The organism is Streptomyces coacervatus, from assembly GCF_029223485.1.
Taxonomy (GTDB): domain Bacteria; phylum Actinomycetota; class Actinomycetes; order Streptomycetales; family Streptomycetaceae; genus Streptomyces; species Streptomyces coacervatus.
Genome location: NZ_JARHTP010000007.1, coordinates 302,774 through 323,396, shown reverse-complemented (window position 1 = coordinate 323,396; position 20,623 = coordinate 302,774). Strand labels below are relative to the sequence as shown.

The window sequence follows — 20,623 nt, the reverse complement described above, 5'->3', positions numbered from 1 at the left end:
CATGAGCACGACCGCGGAACTCTCCGCCACCACGCTCCTCCGGTTCGCCACCGCCGGTTCCGTCGACGACGGCAAGTCCACGCTGGTGGGCCGGCTGCTGCACGACTCCAAGTCGGTCCTCACCGACCAGCTGGAGGCCGTGGAGCGCGCCTCGCTCTCGCGCGGGCAGGAAGGCCCCGACCTCGCGCTGCTGACGGACGGCCTGCGCGCCGAGCGCGAGCAGGGCATCACCATCGACGTGGCGTACCGCTACTTCGCCACGCCCAAGCGGCGGTTCATCCTCGCCGACACCCCCGGCCATGTGCAGTACACCCGCAACATGGTGACGGGTGCCTCCACGGCCGAGCTGACGGTGATCCTGGTCGACGCGCGCAACGGTGTCGTCGAGCAGACCCGCCGCCACGCCGCGATCGCCGCGCTGCTGCGGGTGCCGCACGTGGTCCTGGCGGTCAACAAGATGGACCTGGTCGATTACCAGGAGTCCGTCTTCGCCGCGATCGCCGAGGAGTTCACGGCGTACGCGCTGGAGCTGGGCGTCCCGGAGATCACCGCGATCCCGATCTCCGCGCTGGCCGGCGACAACGTGGTGGACCCCTCCGCGAACATGGACTGGTACGGCGGCCCGACCTTCCTGGAGCACCTGGAGACGGTCCCGGTCACCCACGACCTGAGCCACTGCCACGCCCGGCTGCCCGTGCAGTACGTGATCCGGCCGCAGACCGCCGAGCACCCGGACTACCGGGGCTACGCGGGCCAGATCGCCGCCGGTTCGTTCCACGTCGGCGAGGCGGTGACAGTCCTGCCGTCCGGCCGTGCGACGAAAATCTCCGGCATCGACCTGCTGGGCGAGCCGGTCGACATCGCCTGGACGACCCAGTCGGTGACGATCCTCCTGGAGGACGACATCGACATCTCCCGCGGCGACCTGATCGTGCCCAGCAAGGACGCCCCGCCGACCACCCAGGACATCGAGGCGACCGTCTGCCATGTCGCCGACCAGCCGCTGACCGTCGGCCACCGGGTGCTGCTCAAGCACGGCACCCGCACGGTCAAGGCGATCGTCAAGGACATCCCGTCCCGTCTCACGCTCGACGACCTGTCCCTTCACCCGCACCCGGGACAGCTCGTCGCCAACGACATCGGCCGCGTGAAGATCCGCACCGCGGAGCCGCTGCCGGTGGACTCCTACGCCGACTCGCGCCGCACGGGCTCGTTCATCCTGATCGACCCCAGCGACGGCACCACGCTCACCGCGGGCATGGTCGGCGAGTCGTTCGCGTCCCCGGAGCCGGTCAAGGACGAGGCCGAGGACGACGGGTGGGACTTCTGACATGAACTCCCTGGACTACTACTCCACGTTCGCGAAGGAGGGCGGCCGCGTCGGCAGCGGTGCTCTCGGCAGCGGGCAGGGCGGAGTGGCGCGATGTGTGCGCTGACGTACGCGCACTGCCTGCGCGCCCTCACCCCCCACCGCCGTAGACGAAAACCTGCCGACCTCCCGGCCACGACCTGAGAGACCGTGACCGCCGGGCCTCCGAGAGGAACACCTCCCGTGCCTGTCAACCGCTCAACGTTCCTTCGCCGCGGCATCGCCGTGGTGGCCGCACTTCCGCTCCTTACGCTCGCCGCTTGCGGCTACGGGTCGAAGTCCACGAGCGACAACTCCAAGGAGAAGGTCGCCGCGGGGTCGTCGAAGATCGATGGTCTCGGCTCCGTCAAGATCGGCTACTTCGGCAATCTGACCCACGGCACCGCGCTCGTCGCCCGTCAGCAGGGCCTGTTCCAGAAGGAGCTGGGCGCCACCAAGGCGGACTACGCCACCTTCAACGCGGGCCCGTCCGAGATCGAGGCGCTCAACTCGGGCTCCATCGACATCGGCTGGATCGGCCCCTCCCCGTCGATCAACGGCTACGTCAAGTCCAACGGCAAGAGCCTGAAGATCATCGGCGGTTCGGCGTCCGGCGGCGTCAAGCTGATCGTCAACCCCAAGAAGATCAAGTCCCTGAAGGACGTCAAGGGCAAGAAGATCGCGACCCCGCAGCTCGGCAACACACAGGACGTGGCGTTCCTCAACTGGGCCGCCGACCAGGGCTGGAAGGTCGACGCGCAGAGCGGCAAGGGCGACGTCACGGTCGTCCGCACGGACAACAAGATCACCCCGGACGCCTACAAGTCCGGTTCCATCGACGGCGCCTGGGTGCCGGAGCCGACCGCGTCCAAGCTGGTCGCCGAGGGCGGCAAGGTGCTGCTCGACGAGGCGTCGCTGTGGCCGGACAAGAAGTTCGTGATCACGAACATCATCGTGCGGGCCGGCTTCCTCAAGGACCACCCGAAGGCCGTCGAGGCCGTGCTGAAGGCTTCCGTCGAGGCCAACAAGTGGATCAACGCCAACCCCGACGCGGCGAAGGCCGCGGCGAACAAGCAGCTGGAGGCGGACTCCGGCAAGGCGCTGCCCGCGAACGTCCTGGACCCGGCGTGGAAGTCGATCCAGTTCACCGACGACCCGCTGGCCTCCACCCTCAACACCGAGGCGGAGCACGCGATCAAGGCCGGCCTGCTTCAGAAGCCGAACCTGAAGGGCATCTACGACCTCACGCTCCTCAACAAGGTCCTCAAGGCCGAGGGCGCGAGCACGGTCGACGACGCCGGTCTCGGCAGCAGCTGACGTAGATCCCGACGAGTTCCCAGGAGGTGACGACCATGGCCACGACCACGACGCTAGCCAAGGCCGACGAGTCGGTCGAATACGCGGCACGTCTTGAGCACGTCTCGAAGTCCTTCGCGACTCCGGGTGGGCAGCAGCTCGTCCTGGACGACATCAGCATTGATGTCGCACCGGGTGAGTTCGTCACTCTCCTGGGGGCCTCGGGCTGCGGCAAGTCCACGCTGCTGAACCTGGTGGCGGGGCTCGACCAGCCCACCGTCGGCTCCATCACGACGGACGGGCGCCCCGCCCTGATGTTCCAGGAGCACGCCCTGTTCCCGTGGCTGACCGCGGGCAAGAACATCGAACTCGCCCTGAAACTCAGGGGAGTTGCGAAGCCGGAGCGGCGGGAGAAGGCCGAGCAGCTGCTCGAACTGGTCCGGCTGAAGGGCGCGTACGGCAAGCGCGTCCACGAGCTGTCCGGCGGTATGCGCCAGCGCGCGGCACTGGCCCGCGCACTCGCCCAGGAGAGCAACCTGCTGCTGATGGACGAGCCGTTCTCGGCGCTCGACGCCATCACGCGGGATGTGCTGCACGACGAGCTGACCCGCATCTGGGAGGAGACCGGGGTCTCGGTCCTGTTCGTCACGCACAACGTGCGCGAGGCAGTACGTCTCGCCCAGCGGGTGATCCTGCTGTCCTCCCGTCCGGGCCGGATCGCGCGCGAGTGGGCGGTCGAGATCCCGCAGCCGCGCCGTATCGAGGACGCCCCCGTGGCCGAACTGTCCCTTGAGATCACCGATGTACTGCGTGGGGAGATCCGCCGTCATGGCCAGCACTGAGACGACGCCGGTTCAGGACTCCGGGAGCGTCGAGGCGGGCCTGGACGCACTGGAAACGACGGCCACCGGCCGTCCGACCCTCCGGCAGACCTTCGTCAACAAGATCCTGCCGCCGATCACCGCGCTCGCCGTGGTCCTCGCGGTCTGGTACATCCTCTACCCGATCGTCGACGACCCGACCAAGCTGCCCTCGCCGGGCGCTGTGGCCGGCGTCTTCAAGGACGCCTGGCTGAAGGGCGAACTGCTCGGCTACATCTGGACGAGCGTCTCGCGCGGCCTGCTCGGCTTCGCCTTGGCGCTGCTCATCGGCACTCCACTGGGTCTGCTGGTGGCTCGGGTGAGGTTCGTGCGGGCGGCCATCGGTCCGATCCTGTCCGGCCTGCAGTCGCTGCCGTCCGTGGCGTGGGTGCCGCCGGCCGTGATGTGGCTGGGTCTGAACAACTCGATGATGTACACGGTGATCCTGCTCGGCGCGGTGCCCTCCATCGCCAACGGCCTGGTGTCCGGCGTCGACCAGGTGCCGCCGCTGTTCCTGCGCGCGGGCCGCACCATGGGCGCGACCGGCCTGAAGGGCATCTGGCACGTCACCCTGCCGGCTGCTCTGCCCGGCTACGTGGCGGGCATGAAGCAGGGCTGGGCCTTCTCCTGGCGTTCGCTGATGGCCGCGGAGATCATCGCCTCCTTCCCCGACCTGGGCGTGGGCCTCGGCCAGTTGCTGGAGAACGGCCGCAACGCCCTCGACATGTCCATGGTGTTCGAGGCCATCCTGCTCATCCTGTTCGTCGGCATAGCCATCGACCTGCTGATCTTCAGCCCCCTGGAGCGGTGGGTCCTGCGCAGCCGCGGCCTGCTGGTGAAGAGCTGAGCCCATGCGTCGTACGAAGCCGGTCCGCCCCGTCCTGGTAGTGATCGCCCACGGCAGCCGCGACCCGCGGCACGCCGCGACGGTGCACGCCCTCGTACGCCGGGTGCGCTCACTGCGCCCGGACGTACGGGTGGAGACCGGCTTCCTGGACTTCAACATCCCGTCCGTGCACGGGGTGCTGGAGTCACTGGCGGCGGAGGGCGTCCGTGACGTCGTGGCGCTGCCGTTGTTGTTGACCCGCGCGTTCCACGCGAAGGCGGACATCCCCGCCGTCCTGCGGGACGCACCGCCGCAGCTGCGCATCCGTCAGGCGGAGGTGCTCGGCCCCTCGCCGCTGCTCCTGTCGGCACTCGAACGGCGTTTGTACGAGGCCGGGTTGACGCCCGGCGACAAGTCCTCGACCGGGGTCGTGCTGGCCTCGGCGGGGTCCACCGACCCGGAGGCGATCGCGGTGATCGCAGAAATCGCGCGGGAGTGGCGGCACACCGGTTGGTGCGCCGTGCGGCCCGCGTTCGCCTCCGCATCTCTGCCCCGCACGGAGGATGCGGTGCGGGAGCTTCGGGCGCTGGGCTGCGAGCGGGTGGCCGTCGCCCCGTACGTCCTGGCCCCCGGCTTCCTGCCGGACCGTATCGCGCATGGCGCGACGCAGGCGGACGTACTCGCCGACGTACTCGGCCCGGCACCGGAGGTGGCGCGCGTTTTGCTGGAGCGCTACGACAGCGCTTCATTGCCGGTTCCGGCGGCGGTGAGTGCCTGAGTTTCCCACTGAACGCCTGGAACTGAATCGGAATCAGAACAGGAATAGCCGCCCCGGTTCAGAAGCAGCCACTAGCCGAAGGACAGCCCGCCCGTACGGGTGCGCTTCAGCTCGAAGAAGTCGGGGTGCCTCGCCAACACCCGGAAGCTGTCGAAGAGTTCGGCCGCCCTGGCGCCCCGCGGAATCGCTCGCAGCACGGGCCCGAACCACACGGTCCCGTCGACGTGAATGGTGGGCGTTCCCACGTAACCGCCCGACTCCGGCTCGACGCCCGCCTCGTGGCTCCGCCGTACCGCCTCGTCGTACGAGGAGTCGTGCGCGGCGGCCGCGAGGTCGGCCGGGAGGCCCAGTTCCGCCAGCGCATCGGCGATCACGGCGTCGAAGTCGTCCGCCTTGCGTTCGTGGATGCGGGTGCCGAACGCCGTGTACAGGTCGCGCAGGACCTTCTCCCCGTGCCGCTCGGCGGCGGCCACCGCGACCCGCACCGGGCCGATCGACTTGTCGACCAACTCCCGGTACCAGTCGGGGAGTTCATTGCCCAGGTTGTGCAGGTAGAGGCTCATCGGGTGGAAGCGGAGGTCGAGCGGGCGCTCGCGCTCGACCTCCAGCAGCCAGCGGGAGGTGATCCAGGCGAAGGGGCAGGCGGAGTCGAACCAGAAGTCGACGCGGGTGGGTGCGGTGTTGGTCATACCGTCGACGGTAGCCGGGAGGTGGTACAGAGTCTCGGCCCAATTCATAGGTCTTTCAGTGACCCAATTTGGGATCCCGTCCGCTGGAGGCGAGCGCCCGGTCGAACACGGGCGCGTCGTTCGGCACCGGCACCTGGTCGGCGAAGCCGTCGTACTGGCGGTAGAGGTCGCCGTGCTTGTCCACCACGTCGAGGACGAAGCGGGCAGCGTCGTCCGAGACATGGAACTGCTGGCCGGTGGCGGTGGCGACGTCCCAGCCGTGCACCGCCATCTCCTTGATGACCATTGAGGCGATCTGGGCGGCGGGCATCTTCGCCATACCTAGGTCGACCTCGCCCTCCCACACCGTGGGGTCGGCCCAGGCCGCGACGGCGCGGTCCAGCTGGGCGGCGTAGGCCGCGGGCCAGTCGGGGTCGGCGGTGAAGTCGCGGGCGGTCAGCTCCTCGGGGAGCTGTTTGCGCAGGGCGCGGTGCTCCAGGCCGTGGGAGGTGTAGAGCACCCAGTGGTTGACCAGGGCGCGGACGTCCCAGTCGGGGCAGTGGGTGGGATCGCCGAGCCGGTCCGCCGGGACGCCGCGCGCCACGCGGGCCGCCTCGGCGGCACACTCGCTCATGTACGTGTGCAGGTGCTTCGGGTCGTCGTACGTCATGCACCCCACGCTAGGAAGAGGCCGGTCAGGACTCTTGAACAAACGCGACAGCGTCGTCGGCCAGGCGGACGAGTTCCTCGACCGGCATCGAACCCGGCGCACGGCGCTCCCGGGCGAAGGTGTTACCGAGGTGCTGCAGCAGGTCGTTGAGCGGGGTCGGTACGCCGTGCAGACGGCCGAGGAGCGCGATCTCGCCGTTCAGGTAATCGGCCTCGATGGTGCCGGTGCCGCGGCTGAGCGACTGCCAGGAGGAGCCGCCGCCGCGCGGGGCACCGTCGAGGGGCACCAGGTCCACCTTGTGGCCGCGTGCCGCCTTCTGCTCCTCGACGCTCGCGTATGCGATCCCGGCGGCGTCGAGCACGGCCTCGCCCTCGGCCCGCAGACGTTCGCGCAACGCGGCCCGGGGCCCCGGGCCCTGGTCGGGACCGGTGAGCGCCTGGAGCGTGTTGCTGAGGTTGGTCAGCAGCTTGGCGTACTGCCAGCGCGTCACGTCCGGCACGACCGGTGCCTCGAAGAATCGCGTCTTCTCCAGGTCCGCAGCGACCAGCCGGGCGGTCTCGTCGGTGCCGTGCGGAAACCGGCCCAGGTGCAGGATGCCGGTGAGCGGGCCGCAGTCGGCCCGGACGGCACCCGGTTCGAGGAAGGTGGCCGGCAGCCAGACGCAGACGCCGTACACGTGCCGGAAGACGCGCAGGGCGAGGCGCTGGCCCTCCACCCCGTTCTGGGCGCAGAACAGGGGCAGCCGCTCGGCCGCCGTGCCGCCGCCCGCGACGGGCGCCGGGCCCCAGGTCTGCACCGCGGCCACGGTGTCCTGCGTCTTGACGGCGAGGACGAGCACGTCGTCGGGCCTCAACTCGCCCAGTTCGTCCGGCCCTTCGACCGTCGGCAGCCGATACGTGAACTCGCCGTCCGGCACCTTCAGCCGCAGCCCGCCGTCCCGCAGCGCCGCGTGGTGCGCGCCCCGCGCGACCAGCACGACCTCGTGCCCCGAGCCCGCCAGCCGCCCGCCGATCGCACCGCCGACGGCCCCTGCTCCAACGATGATGTAGCGCATGGGACGAGCCTCGCACAGCCGCTGCCCCCTGTCCGAGCCCGGCCTCCGGGCGGTCACTCCGCCGTGAGCTCCACCAGCTTCACGACGGTGTTCCAGTTCCGGGTCGTCGCGATCAGGCCTTTGTTGATACGGGGCTTGGCGAGGTGTACGGCGAGCTGGGAGCGGCCCAGGCCGTCCGGCGCGTACAGGTACAGCGCGCGGTCGCCCAGCCGGAACTCCTCGGGGAGAAAGGCCTCCCGGTCGATCTCCGCGAAGCGCGCCTCGTCGACGGGTGCGGAGAAGTAGGTGACGTGGAGCTGCTTGGCCTCCAGCTCGGCGGCCGGGAAGGGGCAGGCTTCGGCGACCGCCCTGAGGTAGGCGTGGTCGCGCACGATCACGTCGACGGAGAAGCCGAAGTGCTTCTGGATCGCCTGCGCGAGTTCGGCGGCCAGGGACTCCTCGTCGCCGTGGCCGGAGGCGAAGACGGCCTGGCCGCTCTGCAGATGGGTGCGTACGCCGGAGTGGCCGAGGCCGTCCATCAGCTGCCGCAGTTCGGCCATGGGGAGCTTCTTCCTGCCGCCCACGTTGATCCCGCGCAGCAGTGCCGCATACGTCGTCGTCATGGCGCACACCATAAAGCGGCCGTCGTGCCCCGTGGGGGTGGGCACGACGGCCGCAGCGTCCGCGTGGGGGCGGACTGCCCGAAACTCTGTCCGAATCACGGGTCCGGATCAACACATACACGCACCTGTGACTTGTTCAACAAGGCTTCGTAATAACAAAAGGAGCGATGCCGACGGACCGGACACCCTGATCTTCATCCCCGAGAAGTCCCGATAGATGTAAGGGGCCGACGTCCTACCCAGCGGTGAGGCGCCGCAGTCCGAGGGGAGGACCCGCGCCCGCCGCACTTCACCGGGCAGCACGACGAGACGGTCTTATCGCGCCCATACCTTCGAAGCGAAAGGTGGCGGCAGGGGGCTGTCACCGCACACAAGGGGGCAAGCCCGTCATGGGTAACGGAGATTCGCGGGTGCGGGGCATCGCCGCCCGGGCCGGCGGCTGGAGCGCCCGGCACCGATGGGCTGCCGTCGGTATCTGGGTGCTGTTCGTCGTTCTGGCGATGGGGGTCGGTTCGGCCGCGGGCCGGGTCGACCTCAAGGACAGCGACCAACTCAAGGGCGAGACACACACCGCCGCCAAGATCATCGAGGACTCGGGGATCAAGGAGCGGGCAAGTGAGACGGTCCTGATCCAGGCGAAGGACGGTCAGCTCAAGGCCACGGACGCCGAGTTCAAGGCGGCTGTGGGTGCGGTCGTCAAGGCCGTCGACGGGACCGGCAAGGTCACGGACGTGAAGTCGCCGTACACGGAGCACACGATCTCCAAGGACGGGCACAGCGCGCTGGTGCAGTTCGACATGCGCGGTGACAACGAGACCGCCTACGACCGGGTGGAGCCGGTGCTGAAGGCGGTCGAGCGCGTGCAGCACGACCACTCGACGCTGCGGATCGAGGAGATCGGCGGCGCGAGCATGACGAAGCAGTTCAAGGACGCGTTCGGCACCGACTTCCAGAAGGCCGAGTACTCGGCGGTGCCGGTGGCCCTCGGCATTCTGCTCATCGCCTTCGGCGCACTGGTGGCCGCGCTGCTGCCGGTCGCGCTGGCGATCACCGCGATCATGGCGACGATGGGCCTGATCGGCATCGTCAGCCATGTCCAGCCGATGACCGACACCGCCAACTCCGTGATGCTGCTGGTCGGTCTGGCCGTGGGTGTCGACTACTGCCTGTTCTATCTGCGCCGCGAGCGCGAGGAGCGGGCCGCGGGGCGGGACGGCCAGACGGCGCTGCGGATCGCCGCCGCGACCAGTGGCCGCGCGATCATCGTCTCCGGCATCACGGTGTGCGTGGCGATGGCGGGCATGCTGTTCACCGGTCTCGCCACGTTCCAGGGCATGGGCCTGGCCTCGCTGATGGTCGTCGCCGTCGCCATGGTCGGCTCGGTGACCGTCCTGCCGGCTCTCCTCTCGCTGCTGGGCGAGCGGGTCGAGAAGGGCCGCGTCCCCTTCCTGGCCAAGGCCATGGAGCGCCGCGCCGCCCGCACGGGCGGGGAGAGCCCGTTCTGGACGGCCGTCCTGCGCGGGGTGCTCGCCAAGCCCCTCGTCTCCGTCCTGGTCGCGGGCGGTGCGCTGCTCGCCATCGCAGCCCCCGCGGTCGGCATGAAGACCCAGAACCTCACGCTGGACCAGGAGTTCGGCAACTCGCTGCCGATCGTGCAGACGTACAACCGCGTCAACGACGCCTTCCCGGGCGGCTCCGAGCCGGCCCAGGTGGTCGTCCAGGCGAAGGACATCAATGCGCCCGAGGTGAAGTCCGCGCTCGCCGACTTCCGTGCACAGGCGATCAGTTCGGGCGCCTCGCGCGGCCCGGTCCAGATCACGCTGCACGACGCACAGAACATCGCCTACATCTCCGTACCCCTGGTCGGCGGCTCCGACCTGGACAAGGCCGGCGCCAGCCTGGAGAAGCTGCGCGACGAGGTACGGCCCGCCACGCTCGGCAAGGTGGACGGCGTCCAGGCGCCGATCACCGGACAGGTCGCCGGCTCGCACGACTTCAACGCCCAGCTGGGCGGCGCCGTCGTCCCGGTCTTCGCGTTCGTCGTGGTCTTCGCCTTCCTGCTGATGCTGCTGTCGTTCCGCTCGCTGACGGTCGCGATCACGTCGATCCTGCTCAACCTGCTGTCGGTGGGGGCGGCTTACGGCATCCTCGTCGCCGTCTTCCAGCACGGCTGGGGCGCGTCCCTGGTGGGCGCGGAGGGCGTCGGCGCGATCATCACCTGGCTGCCGCTGTTCCTGTTCGTGATCCTGTTCGGGCTGAGCATGGACTACCACGTGTTCGTGGTGTCCCGGATCCGCGAGGCGCGGATGCGCGGCCGTACGACCAGGGACGCGATCCAGCACGGTGTGGTCACCACGGCCGGTGTCGTCACCAGCGCCGCGGTCATCATGGTCGCCGTGTTCGCGATCTTCGGGACGCTGTCCATGCAGTCCATGAAGCAGATGGGCGTGGGCCTCGCGGCCGCCGTGCTGATCGACGCCACGATCATCCGGGGTGTGCTGCTGCCGGCGGTGATGGCGCTGCTGGGCGAGCGCAACTGGTACCTGCCGAAGTGGCTGAACCGGCTGCCGGACCTCACACACGACGAGTCGGCCGAAGCCGTGACGCACTCGGTGCGGCGCGACGAGGGTAAGCGACTGGGCGTCTGAAGGGGTTCAACCCTCACAGGGGTTGATTGAACCCTCACTGGGGTTGAGCTGAAGAGGTTGAACCCTCACTGACCGAGGGCCCGTTGGCCACAGGGGAGCCAACGGGCCCTCGCTCGTCCGCAACTACCCTTGTTCCACTGGCAGTTCGGCCTCGATGAGGTCGGCCGCGCGCCGAGTGCCGCCCTCCTTCGCCATCTCGGCCTGGATCTCCTTGAGCCGCCGGGCGACCTCGGGGTCGTCGACGAGGGCGAGGGCGGTGCTGCGCAGGGTCTCGGCGGTCGCGTCCGCCGAGGGGACGTGGCGGGCGACACCGAGGGCCTGGAGTATGTCCGCGTTGCCGAACTGGTCGACGGCCTGCGGTACGGCGATCATCGGTGTGGCGGTGGCCAGACCCTCCTGGCTGCCGCCCGCTCCCGCGTGGGTGACGAACAGGTCGGCCTGCTTGAGGATCGCGAACTGCGGGACCCAGGACCGTACTTCGACGTTGGCCGGTACGTCCCCCAGCGCGGCGGGATCCACGCGCTGCCCGATCTGCAGGACCAGATGCCAGCCCGGCAGATCCCCGAAGGCCCGCACGCACTCCCGGTAGAAACCGGGCTGGTTGGTGAAGGTCGACCCCAATGACACCAGCACCACCTTCTCCGCACCGGCCGGCCGCTCCCAGTCACCCTGTGCCGCCCGGTCTCCCTGGCAGGCACCGACGAAGCTGTACACGGTCTCGTCGACCCGGTCGGCATTCGGCTGCAGCACCCTGGGGATCAGGACGAGCGAGCGGTCGGGCCGCCCCGCGAACGAATCCGGGTGCAGATCAACCCCGTACTCCTCCAGCCAGGCCTGGAAACGCGCGTAGTAAGCCTTTCCGCGCCCGGTGCTCCTCGGCTCCGCCCACAACGGCTCCGCGACCTCCTCCTGGTAGCCCTCCCAGGCCACGAGGTTCGGTGAGAGCGAGATCGCGGGCACACCCCAGCGGTGGGCGAGGACACGGGCCGGGTACGCGGTGATGTCCTGCAGGACGAGGTCCGGTACGTCGGCCTCGTCTCCCTCGTATGCCTCGATCAGCTGGGGCAGCGCCTGCATCGCGTCCGCGAGGAAGATCTCGACGTGGTCGAGCAGCTCGCTGCCCCACGCCGACGGGTCCGCGTCGGGCCCCGGCAGTGTGGAGTTCCACAGCTTCGGCTCGGCACCCGTCTCGGCGACCTTCTCCGCGAACGCCGGCGGAATCGCGTACGTCACCCGGTGGCCACGCGCGACCAGCTCGCGGATGACCTCGAGACTGGGGTTCACATGGCCGTGGGCGGCGATGGAGAACATGGCGATGTGGGCAGGGGCGGTGCGGGAGCGACTGGTCATGCGAGCGACCGTAGGCGAGACGATACGTCTCGTGCAATGTTTTTACGGCGATGTCTCGTGCTCCGCGTCCACGGCTGCGCCGGAAGTCCCCGCTGATGACGGCGACTTGGGGCCCGGCGGAGAAGCGGTCACGTAGTACGGGGACGAGGCGTCGGTCGATCTCGTACGCGCACGCTCGGCAAGGAACTTTCAGCGCTGGTAGCGGGCGAGGACCAGGTTGCCGTCGTTCTCCAGGCGGTGGCGCAGCTCGTCGAGGCCGATGGCCCCGCTGTAGTACTCCTGGAAGGCGGGGGTCGCGACCTTGTCCTTCCACTCGGGGTAGCCGCGGACGGACTGCGCGGGTGCCGAGCGCAGCTGGGCGGCGAGGGCGGTGCCGGTGGCCCAGCCGTTCTCGGCCGTGCGGAGAGCCGGGTCCTTGAGCGCCTGGGTGCCCGTGGGCAGCATCCAGTCGCCGAGCGCCAGCCGCACCATGTTCCTGGGCCGCAGCAGGAAGTCGATGAACTCGGCGGCCTCCTTCTTGTGTTTGCTGTCCTGGGCGATGGAGAGCGTCTGCGGGCTGACGCCCTGGGTCGGTCCGTCGGCGCCGGCGGGCGCGGGCAGCACCTGCCAGTCGAAGCCCTTCGGGGCCTGCTGCACGATCTGCTGGCGGTAGGAGAAGCCGAGCGGCACCATCGCGTACTTGCCGCCGAAGAAGCCGGGCAGGGTGTCCGAGCCGCCGCTGCCGAGGGTGGTGGGCGAGGCGCTGTGGTCTGTGTTCGCCTGGTCGTGGATGGTGCGGGGCACTACTTGGTCGGCCGCCTCGAAGCGGACCTTCACCTTGCCGTCCGCGCCTCGGTGGAAGAGCTCGCCGCCGGTGGAGAGGGAGAGGTTGAGGGTCGCGGAGACGGGTTCCTTGAGGGGCCAGGCGACGCCGTACTTGCCGTTGCCGCTGAGCTGCTCGGTGATTTTCCTGAACTCGGGCCAGCTCCAGGGGTGTTGGGCAGTCGGGATGCGCACTGCGGCCCGCTTCAGCCAGGTCGCGTTGGCGATGAGGACGCGTGGCTCCTGGAGGAAGGGCACGCCGTAGACGCCGTCGCCGAAGGTCGTCGTATCCCAACTGTGCGGTGGGATGCCGGACTTGAGGCGGGCGGGCAACAGGTCGCTCAGGTCGGCGAGGTAGCCGCCGTAGGCGAAGTCCGCGAGGTCGTCGGAGGCGTCGTGGATGATGTCGGGGGCCTCACCGCCCTCGAAGGAGGTGAGGAGCTGGTCGTGGACGCTGTCCCAACTGCCCTGTACATACTCGACGTTGACGTCCGGATGACTGGCGTTCCACTCCTTCACCAGCTCCTTGTTGGCCTGGACGGACTCCTCCTGCCAGGCCAGGGACTGGAAACGGAGGGTGATCCGGCCGTCCCTCGCGGCCCCACCGCTCGTGCAGCCGGCGAGCAGCAGGGTCAGGACGAGAAGGCCGATCAGTCTGCCGCGCATCAGTTCTTCACCGCCCCGGTGAGCATGCCGCCGGTGATCCGCCGCTGGACGATCGCGAAGACGACGAGTGAGGGCAGGGTCGCCAGGAACGCGGCGGCTGACAAAGGTCCGAGGTCGGCGACGCCCTCCGCGCCGATGAAGTGGGTGAGAACCACGGGCAGGGTCTGTTTCTCGGGAGTCTTCAGCAGAACGAGCGCGAAGAAGAACTCGTTCCACGCGGTGACGAACGCGAACAGCCCTGTCGCCACGATCCCCGGCGCGAGCAGAGGCGCCACGACCGAGATGAGGGTCCGCGCCCGCCCGGCACCGTCGACGGCCGCCGCCTCCTCGACCTCGGCCGGCACCGCCCGTACGTAACCGGCGAGCATCCACAGCGCGAACGGCAGCGCCCAGACGACGTACACAAGTGTCAGCCCCGCAAGGGAGTTGATCAGCCGCAGGTTCTTCAGCACCAGGAACAACGGGATGATCACCAGGACCAGCGGGAACGCCTGGCTGACGATCACCCAGCCGGTGGCGGCCCGGGTCAGCCCGGTACGGCGGCGGGCCATGACGTAGGCGAGCGGGGTCGCGACGAGCACGGCGACGATCGCCGCCCCGGCCGCCGCGAGCAGGGAGTTGAGGGCCGCGTGCAGCAGGGGCTGTTCGTCGAAGGCCTGGCGGAAGTTGTCGAGGGTGGGGTGCCGGGGAATCCAGGTGGGATGCAGACTGCCCAGCTCGCGGGGCGACTTGAAGGCGGTGGAGAGCAGCCAGAGGAACGGGAAGGCGAGGAAGACGAGATACGCGAGCAGGGCCGCGTACTGGCCGATCCGGGTGGTCGTCCGGGTCCTCATGCGTCGTCGCCTCCCCTGAGCCGGCCCACCAGGAACAGGGCCAGGAGCAGCGAGATCACGGCGACCATCACACAGCCCATCGCCGCCGCGTACCCGAACTGGCCGTAGCGGAAGGCCTCTTCGTAGGCGAAGAGCATGGGCAGCCTGGTACGGCCGCCGGGGCCGCCGCTGGTCAACACATAGACCAGGGCGAAGGAGTTGAAGTTCCAGATGAGGTTGAGCGCGGTGATGGCGAGGGCCACGGGGCGCAGGGCCGGCCAGGTGACCGTGCGGAAGCGGCGCCAGGCCCCGGCGCCGTCCACCGCGGCCGCCTCGTGGAGTTCGCGCGGGGTGCTTTGCAGACCGGCGAGCAGGGCGACCGTGGTCTGGGGCATGCCGGCCCAGACGCCTACGACGATCACGGCGGGCAGCGCGGTGCCGAGACCGCTGAGCCAGTCGTGGCCGCCCGCGAGGCCGAGATCGTGCAGGGTCTCGTTGAGGACGCCCGCGTCCGGGTTGTAGACCAGCCGCCACATGATGCCCACGACGACCTCGGGCATCGCCCACGGAATGATCGCGAGGGCACGGGCCAGCCAGCGCAGGCGCAGCTTCTGGTTCAGCAGGAGGGCGAGGCCGAGGGCGAGCAGGAACTGCGGCACGGTGACGCCGACCGCCCACACCAGGCCGATCCGGAACGACTCCCAGAACAGTGTGTCGTGCAGCAGATCCCGGAAGTTGAGGCCGCCGATCCACTGGGTGGGCTGGGTGCGGCCCGACTGGGAGTCGGTGAAGGCCAGCAGGATGCCGTAGAGGAGGGGGCCGACGCTCAGGACGAGGATCGGGATCAGGGCGGGCAGGACCAGGAACCAGGCCCCGCGGTCGGGGAGCCGCCGGTCGCCCGTGGCGCGTGGCGCGCGCTGTGCCGACCGCCTCGTCGCGGTCACCAAGGTCACGTGTTCGGCTCCTCTGCGCGGCTCGTGACGTTCGGACCCGGCGGGCCTCCGTCATGGTCGTGAAGGGGGTATGCACCGTCAAGGCAGTGCGCACACGGCCCGACCTGTGCGAATGCGAGACTGGGCCGGTGGATGGCGCGATCTCGACGCCGTTCACCGATGCATACGCGGACTTGGGAGGACGGCGATGGACGAGGCGCGGGCGCGGGACGTACTGGCCGCGGCGGGGGTGCTGCCGGGGTCGGCCGGGGACGCGTCGCTCCTCGCCCTCGGCGAGAACGCGGTGTTCGCCGCCGGTGACCTGGTCGTCAAGGTGGGCCGTGACGCCGAACTGCTGGATCGGGCACGGCGGGAGCTGGCCATCGCCGTGTGGCTCGCGGAGGAGGGCGTGCCGGCGGTGCGGGCGGCCGAGGCAAAGCCGTTGCTGGTCGAGGGGCATCCGGTGACGGTGTGGCACCGGATGCCGGAGGCCGTGCGGCCGGCCGAGCCGCGGGATTTGGCCGAACTGCTACGGGTCGTGCATGCGTTGCCCCTGCCTGACTTCGCCTTGCCGCCGCGGGAGTTGCTGGGTGGGGTGGAGCGGTGGTTGCGGCTGGCGGGGGATGCGATCGATCCCACCGACGCGGCGTATCTGCGGGAGCGGAGGGACGGTTTTGCCGGGGCTGCGGCTGCGCTTGCGCCGCGTCTCGCTCCGGGGCCGATCCATGGAGACGCCCTTCCCCGGAATGTGCACGTCGGTCCTGACGGGCCGGTGCTGGTGGATCTGGAGACCTTTTCCTCTGATCTGCGGGAGCACGATCTGGTGGTCATGGCGCTGTCCCACGATCGGTACGGGATGCCCGGTGAGGCCTACGAGTCGTTTACCGAGGTGTACGGCTGGGATGTGCGGGAGTGGGAGGGGTGCTCGGTGTTGCGGGGCGCCCGGGAGACGGCGAGTTGTGCGTGGGTGGCTCAGCATGCGCCGAGTAATCCCAAGGCCTTGGTCGAGTTCGAGCGGAGGGTGGGGTCTCTGCGGAGCGGGGATGAGACGGTGCGGTGGTATCCGTTCTGAGCGCCTACGGGGTGGGGGCCTATTGTCTGTGGGCGGCTGCGGGTTCGTTGGGGCTGGTCGCGCAGTTCCCCGCGCCCCTTATGGGGCACTCTCCGCGCCCTTTTGAACAGCACTCGCCGCATTACGGAGTTCCTCAAGAACTGTGCGGACCGCTCTCCGGGCCGTTCGTTCCGGGCGGTACAGGGCGTCGATGTGGCGTCTTGCCTGGACTCCGCTGAGGGGTCTCAAGGCCAGTGTGGGGTGGGGGCGCATCGTCCAGCGGGGCATCAGGGCGAGGCCACCGCCTGCTGCTACGAGTTCTGCCACCACCGCGAACTCGTTGACGCGGTGGGCCAGGTGGAGGTGGCGGCCCGCCGCGGCGGCGATGGCCTCGATGGTGGCCATGACGGGGAAGCCGTCGTGGACGGTGATCCAGGGTTCGTCGGCGACGTCTCTCGGGGTCACGCGGCGCTTGGCGGCGAGGGGGTGGGTCGCCGGCATGGCCACGTCGAGCGGTTCGCGTAGGAGCGTGGTCGCCGTGACCGTGGTCGGCCAGGGTGGGGCGTGGTCCAGGCGGTGGGCCAGGACCAGGTCGTACTCGCGGGTCAGGCGGGGGAAGTCGTCCTGGGCCACGTCCTCGTCGGCGAGGGCGAGGGTGGGGGCGTCCGCTGCGGTGAGTGCCCTGAGGAGGGGTGGGAAGAAGGTCGCGGCCGCGCTGTTGAACGCTGCCACCGACACCTCGCCGTCGCGGCGGTCCAGGAAATCCCCCACCGTGTGCCGGGCCCGCTCCAGCGCCGTCTCCACCTCGATGGCCGCAGCCGCCAGCGCCTGCCCGGCGTCCGTGAGCACCAGCCGTCGGCCTTCCCGCTCCGTGAGCGGGACGGGGATCGCGCGCTGCAGCAGCCGCAGCTGCTGGGAGATCGCCGACGGCGTCACCAGCAGCGCCTCGGCGACCGCCGTCACACTGCCCAGTTCGCCGAGTTCCCGCAGGATGCGCAGCTGCCGTTCGTCCATGCTCTCAGTGTAGAAGTGCTAAAGGGTTGGTTAAGAAGTTGGTTCTGGGCTTCAGGGTGGTGGTCGGTGCACCGTGAGTGCATGTCCGAGCTACGCCGTACCGACCTGATACTTCTCCTTGTCGCCGTCGTCTGGGGTTCGAGCTATCTGTCCGCCCAGACGGCCACCTCCGCCCTGCCTGTGCTGCTGGTGCTCTTCGCTCGGTACGCACTCTCGGCGCTCGTCTGTCTCGGGCTCGTCGCCTTCGGGCGTGGGCCGCGGCGGTGGACGCGGGAGGAGCTGCGAGTCGGAGTGCCTCTGGGGGTGACCCAGGTGGCCGTTCTCGTCGTGGAGACGTACGGCGTCGCCCACACCAGTGCCGCCAACGCGGGGCTGATCATCAGCCTCACCATCGTGCTCACCCCGCTCCTCGACCGCGGCGGCAGGCACGGCAGGGGCGGCGGGCTGCCTCCCGTCTTCTTCGCCGCCGCTGGTGTGTGCGTCCTGGCCGTCGGGCTGCTGATGTCCGGCAACGGCTTCCACGCCCCGCGCCTCGGCGACCTGCTGATGCTCGGCGCCGCTCTGGTACGGGCGGTGCACGTCGCGCTCGTCGGGCGGCTCACCGTGGGGCGCGCGATCCGTCCGCTGCATCTGACGACCGTGCAGACCCTTGTCGGCACGGCTCTGTTCCTGCCGACCGGCGTGGCCGGCCTTCCGACGCTCGCCCGGGCCGACAGTGGGACCTGGACGCAGCTGGTCTATCTCGCCCTGTTCTGCAGTGTGTTCGCCTTTCTCGTCCAGACGTGGGCCGTGCAGCGGACCTCCGCCAGCCGAGCCAGCCTGCTGCTGGGCACGGAGCCGGTCTGGGCCATGGCTGTCGGCATCGCCCTCGGCGGTGAGCGTCTCACCGCGCTCACGGCGCTCGGCGCGGCCCTGATGGTCGGCGGCACCTACTGGGGGCAGGCCGTGGAACGCGCCCACCGTACGGCCGCCGGCGTCCGGCACGAGACCGACGTACAGGACGACCCCGATGCATTGCCCGAACCCGATGTCCGAGATCGCGCCACCACAGCCACCGGCGTGTGAGCGGACTCGGCCCTCAGACCGGCTCGTCCGTCAACTCCCGTAGCGGCCAGGTGCCGTCCACCACGGCGGTCGCGTCTCCCTTGCGGCGCAGGAAGCTCTGGAAGTCCGCCGCCCACTCGGCGTACCACTCGATCTGGCGGCGGTGCAGTTCCGCCGGGCCGAGGGCCGCGATCTTGGGGTGGCGGGCGGCTATCGCACAGGCGAGGCCGGCCGCGGCGAGGGCGTCGGCGGAGGCGTTGTGGGCGGCGTCGAGCGTGACGCCGTACTCCGTGCAGACCGCTTCGAGGTTGCGCTTGCCGCGGCGGTACCGGTCGACCCAGCGGTCGATGGTGTACGGGTCGATGACCGGGGCGGGGTCGATGCCGCCCAGGCGGTCGCGGAGGGACGGCAGGCCGTGACGTCGCAGCTCCGCGGAGAGCAGGCTCAGGTCGAAGGCCGCGTTGTAGGCGACGACCGGGACGCCCGTCTTCCAGTACGTCGCGAGGACGTCCGCGATGGCGTTCGCCACCTCGTCGGCCGGGCGGCCCTCCGCCGCCGCGCGTTCGTTGCTGATCCCGTGCACCGCCACCGCGTCCGCCGGGATCTCCACGCCCGGATCCGCCAGCCACTCCCGGCGCCCTATGGGCTGCCCGTCCCTGACCTCGATCACGGCCCCCGTGACGATGCGCGCCTCGCGCGGATCGGTCCCGGTCGTCTCCAGGTCGAAGCCGATCAGCAGCTCCTGGTGCCAGCCCATGGGCGGCCCCCCTTCTTGGTGGTGCTTTCCCCCAGTGGTCTCCACCTTCCCATGTGCCACTGACAATCCGAGGTCCGCATTCCGCTTACGGTGGGGACAGGCCTGCGGACGGTTCAGGACACCGGGCGCGAATCCACCCAAGTCGCTTCGAACTCCTCGCGATAGGTCGGGAAGAGCCCGTTGTCGACCCCTTTGTCCATGTCGCCCGGCTTGACCACCCGGTTGCCGTTGCGCAGCACCAGCACCGGCGCCTCCATCCCGCGTGAGCGCCGCAGATACGACTGCAGGACGGCGACGCCGTCCGTGCCGTCGCCGTCCACGAGGTAGGCCGTGAAGCGCGGGGTCTCGTCGTAGACCTGGATCTCGAAGGCGCCCGGGTCGCGCAGCCTGGACCGTACTCGGCGCATGTGCAGAATGTTCATCTCCACGGCGCGGCTCAACTCCCCGCGTTTCATGCCGAGTTCGCGTTCGCGCCGCTTGACGGCGCTGGAGGCCGGGTTGAGGAACAGCAGCCGGACGCGGCAGCCCGCCTCGGCCAGGCGGACCAGCCGGCGTCCGGAGAAGTTCTGTACGAGCAGGTTGAGGCCGATCCCGACGGCGTCGAGGCGGCGGGCGCCGCCGAAGATGTCCTCGGCCGGGAACTGGCGCAGCAGCCGCACCCGGTCGGGGTGCACGGCGACCACGTCCGCGTACCGGTCGCCGACCAGGTCCTCCACCGCGTCCACGGGCAGCCGGCGCGCCGACGGCACGTCCCCGGCCGCGCCAAGGATGTCCAGCAGCTTCGCCGAGGCCCGCTCGGCCTGGTTGAGGACGGCCTCGGACAGGGCCCGGTTGCGGGAGACGACGTTGCGGGTGACCTCGAGCTCGTCCAGAGCGAGTTCGACGTCGCGGCGGTCGTCGACGTAGGGCTCGAAGCACGGCCAGTGCTGCACCATCAGCTCGCGCAGCTGAGGCAGAGTGAGGAAGCTGAGGACGTTGTCGTCGGCCGGGTCCAGCAAGTAGCCCTTGCGGCGGCTGACTTCGCGTACGGCGACCGCGCGCTGCACCCATTCCTGGCCGGCCGGTCCGGCGGCGGCGACCACCCAGTCGTCGCCGTGGACGGGTTCGTAGATGGGCCGCAGAACAGCGGCCACGACCGCGCGCAGCCGCTGTTCGACGAGATTCAGCCAGATGTAGGCCCGGCCGGCTCGCTGGGCGCGCGTACGCACCTCGCGCCAGGCGTCGGCATCCCAGTCCAGCTCCGGCCCGATGGAACTCGTCGCCATCGGCCGGGCCAGGGACACCGTGCCGGGCGGGACGTCTGCGGAGTTCCCCTCGTGACCCTCGTCACCAGGGGGCAACTCCAGCCCTCCCGACCCCACCCGCGCACCGCCTTCCGCTCCCCCGAGCTTCCCCGTGTCAACGATCAAGGAAGGGTACTCCGGGAGCAGTCAGCGGTGCAGCCGG

18 protein-coding genes and 2 pseudogenes are annotated in these 20,623 nt (G+C 69.9%); 8 read left to right on the top strand and 12 right to left on the bottom strand.

Annotation, left to right across the window (positions count from 1 at the left end; genetic code table 11):
* Position 1: 1 nt before the first annotated feature.
* The 5 genes from P2Q00_RS19585 (at position 2) to P2Q00_RS19565 (ending at position 5,108) form a co-directional block, all read left to right on the top strand.
* On the top strand, positions 2–1,330 hold the full coding sequence (locus P2Q00_RS19585) for a sulfate adenylyltransferase subunit 1 (protein WP_275773876.1): 1,329 nt from the start codon (positions 2–4) through the stop codon (positions 1,328–1,330).
* Between the two features lie 222 nt (positions 1,331–1,552).
* Positions 1,553–2,665 (top strand): aliphatic sulfonate ABC transporter substrate-binding protein, encoded by a 1,113-nt coding sequence (locus tag P2Q00_RS19580; protein WP_275773875.1) that lies wholly within the window; start codon positions 1,553–1,555, stop codon positions 2,663–2,665.
* A gap of 35 nt (positions 2,666–2,700) precedes the next feature.
* Positions 2,701–3,486, top strand: coding sequence for an ABC transporter ATP-binding protein (locus P2Q00_RS19575; RefSeq protein ID WP_275773874.1), 786 nt, complete (start codon positions 2,701–2,703; stop codon positions 3,484–3,486).
* Complete coding sequence (locus P2Q00_RS19570; protein WP_275773873.1) at positions 3,473–4,351, top strand: ABC transporter permease; 879 nt, start codon at positions 3,473–3,475, stop codon at positions 4,349–4,351. The genes P2Q00_RS19575 and P2Q00_RS19570 overlap by 14 nt, the downstream gene beginning before the upstream one ends.
* 4 nt (positions 4,352–4,355) lie before the next feature.
* A complete protein-coding gene (locus P2Q00_RS19565; RefSeq protein ID WP_275773872.1) occupies positions 4,356–5,108 on the top strand; it encodes a sirohydrochlorin chelatase in 753 nt (250 codons plus the stop codon).
* Positions 5,109–5,179: 71 nt separating this feature from the next.
* Here the strand turns inward: P2Q00_RS19565 and P2Q00_RS19560 are convergent, their stop codons facing one another.
* Genes P2Q00_RS19560 through P2Q00_RS19545 form a run of 4 tightly spaced genes read right to left on the bottom strand, consistent with a single transcriptional unit; the run spans position 5,180 to position 8,102 of the window.
* Positions 5,180–5,797: a mycothiol-dependent nitroreductase Rv2466c family protein gene (locus tag P2Q00_RS19560; RefSeq protein ID WP_275773871.1), complete on the bottom strand. Its 618-nt coding sequence runs from the start codon at positions 5,795–5,797 to the stop codon at positions 5,180–5,182.
* 55 nt (positions 5,798–5,852) lie between these two features.
* Positions 5,853–6,446: a TIGR03086 family metal-binding protein gene (locus P2Q00_RS19555; RefSeq protein ID WP_275773870.1), complete on the bottom strand. Its 594-nt coding sequence runs from the start codon at positions 6,444–6,446 to the stop codon at positions 5,853–5,855.
* A 25-nt stretch (positions 6,447–6,471) separates the two neighbouring features.
* On the bottom strand, positions 6,472–7,500 hold the full coding sequence (locus P2Q00_RS19550; protein WP_275773869.1) for a ketopantoate reductase family protein: 1,029 nt from the start codon (positions 7,498–7,500) through the stop codon (positions 6,472–6,474).
* A gap of 53 nt (positions 7,501–7,553) precedes the next feature.
* Positions 7,554–8,102 (bottom strand): DUF1697 domain-containing protein, encoded by a 549-nt coding sequence (locus tag P2Q00_RS19545; protein ID WP_275773868.1) that lies wholly within the window; start codon positions 8,100–8,102, stop codon positions 7,554–7,556.
* A 389-nt stretch (positions 8,103–8,491) separates the two neighbouring features.
* On the opposite strand from P2Q00_RS19545, the gene P2Q00_RS19540 reads away from it, so the two are divergent.
* A complete protein-coding gene (locus P2Q00_RS19540; RefSeq protein WP_275773867.1) occupies positions 8,492–10,750 on the top strand; it encodes an MMPL family transporter in 2,259 nt (752 codons plus the stop codon).
* 123 nt (positions 10,751–10,873) lie between these two features.
* On the opposite strand, the pseudogene mgt reads toward P2Q00_RS19540, so the two are convergent.
* From mgt to P2Q00_RS19520, 5 genes and pseudogenes are all read right to left on the bottom strand, one after another.
* A pseudogene (gene mgt / locus P2Q00_RS19535) lies at positions 10,874–12,152 on the bottom strand (macrolide-inactivating glycosyltransferase).
* 18 nt (positions 12,153–12,170) lie between these two features.
* Positions 12,171–12,269, bottom strand: a pseudogene (locus P2Q00_RS51130) (ErmE/ErmH/ErmO/ErmR family 23S rRNA (adenine(2058)-N(6))-methyltransferase); the annotation flags it as partial.
* Positions 12,270–12,289: 20 nt separating this feature from the next.
* Positions 12,290–13,567: an ABC transporter substrate-binding protein gene (locus P2Q00_RS19530; RefSeq protein ID WP_275773866.1), complete on the bottom strand. Its 1,278-nt coding sequence runs from the start codon at positions 13,565–13,567 to the stop codon at positions 12,290–12,292.
* On the bottom strand, positions 13,567–14,400 hold the full coding sequence (locus P2Q00_RS19525; RefSeq protein ID WP_275773865.1) for a carbohydrate ABC transporter permease: 834 nt from the start codon (positions 14,398–14,400) through the stop codon (positions 13,567–13,569). The genes P2Q00_RS19530 and P2Q00_RS19525 overlap by 1 nt, the downstream gene beginning before the upstream one ends.
* A complete protein-coding gene (locus tag P2Q00_RS19520) occupies positions 14,397–15,332 on the bottom strand; it encodes a carbohydrate ABC transporter permease (RefSeq protein WP_275773864.1) in 936 nt (311 codons plus the stop codon). Before P2Q00_RS19520 ends, P2Q00_RS19525 begins: the two co-directional genes overlap by 4 nt.
* A 187-nt stretch (positions 15,333–15,519) precedes the next feature.
* Here P2Q00_RS19520 and P2Q00_RS19515 point away from each other — a divergent pair, with 187 nt between their 5' ends.
* Entirely contained in the window at positions 15,520–16,383 is an 864-nt protein-coding gene (locus P2Q00_RS19515) for a phosphotransferase enzyme family protein (protein ID WP_275773863.1), read from the top strand.
* A gap of 78 nt (positions 16,384–16,461) precedes the next feature.
* On the opposite strand, the gene P2Q00_RS19510 is transcribed toward P2Q00_RS19515, so the two are convergent.
* Positions 16,462–17,376 carry a LysR family transcriptional regulator gene (locus tag P2Q00_RS19510; RefSeq protein WP_275773862.1) on the bottom strand — a complete coding sequence of 305 codons (915 nt, stop codon included), beginning with the start codon at positions 17,374–17,376 and terminating at the stop codon, positions 16,462–16,464.
* An 81-nt stretch (positions 17,377–17,457) separates the two neighbouring features.
* On the opposite strand from P2Q00_RS19510, the gene P2Q00_RS19505 reads away from it, so the two are divergent.
* Entirely contained in the window at positions 17,458–18,441 is a 984-nt protein-coding gene (locus P2Q00_RS19505) for a DMT family transporter (RefSeq protein ID WP_275773861.1), read from the top strand.
* Positions 18,442–18,454: 13 nt separating this feature from the next.
* Here the strand turns inward: P2Q00_RS19505 and P2Q00_RS19500 are convergent, their stop codons facing one another.
* Positions 18,455–19,177, bottom strand: a complete 723-nt coding sequence (locus P2Q00_RS19500; RefSeq protein ID WP_275773860.1) for a 3'-5' exonuclease — start codon at positions 19,175–19,177, stop codon at positions 18,455–18,457.
* A 113-nt stretch (positions 19,178–19,290) separates the two neighbouring features.
* Complete coding sequence (locus tag P2Q00_RS19495) at positions 19,291–20,538, bottom strand: DUF5919 domain-containing protein (RefSeq protein WP_275774028.1); 1,248 nt, start codon at positions 20,536–20,538, stop codon at positions 19,291–19,293.
* Positions 20,539–20,623: the final 85 nt, after the last annotated feature.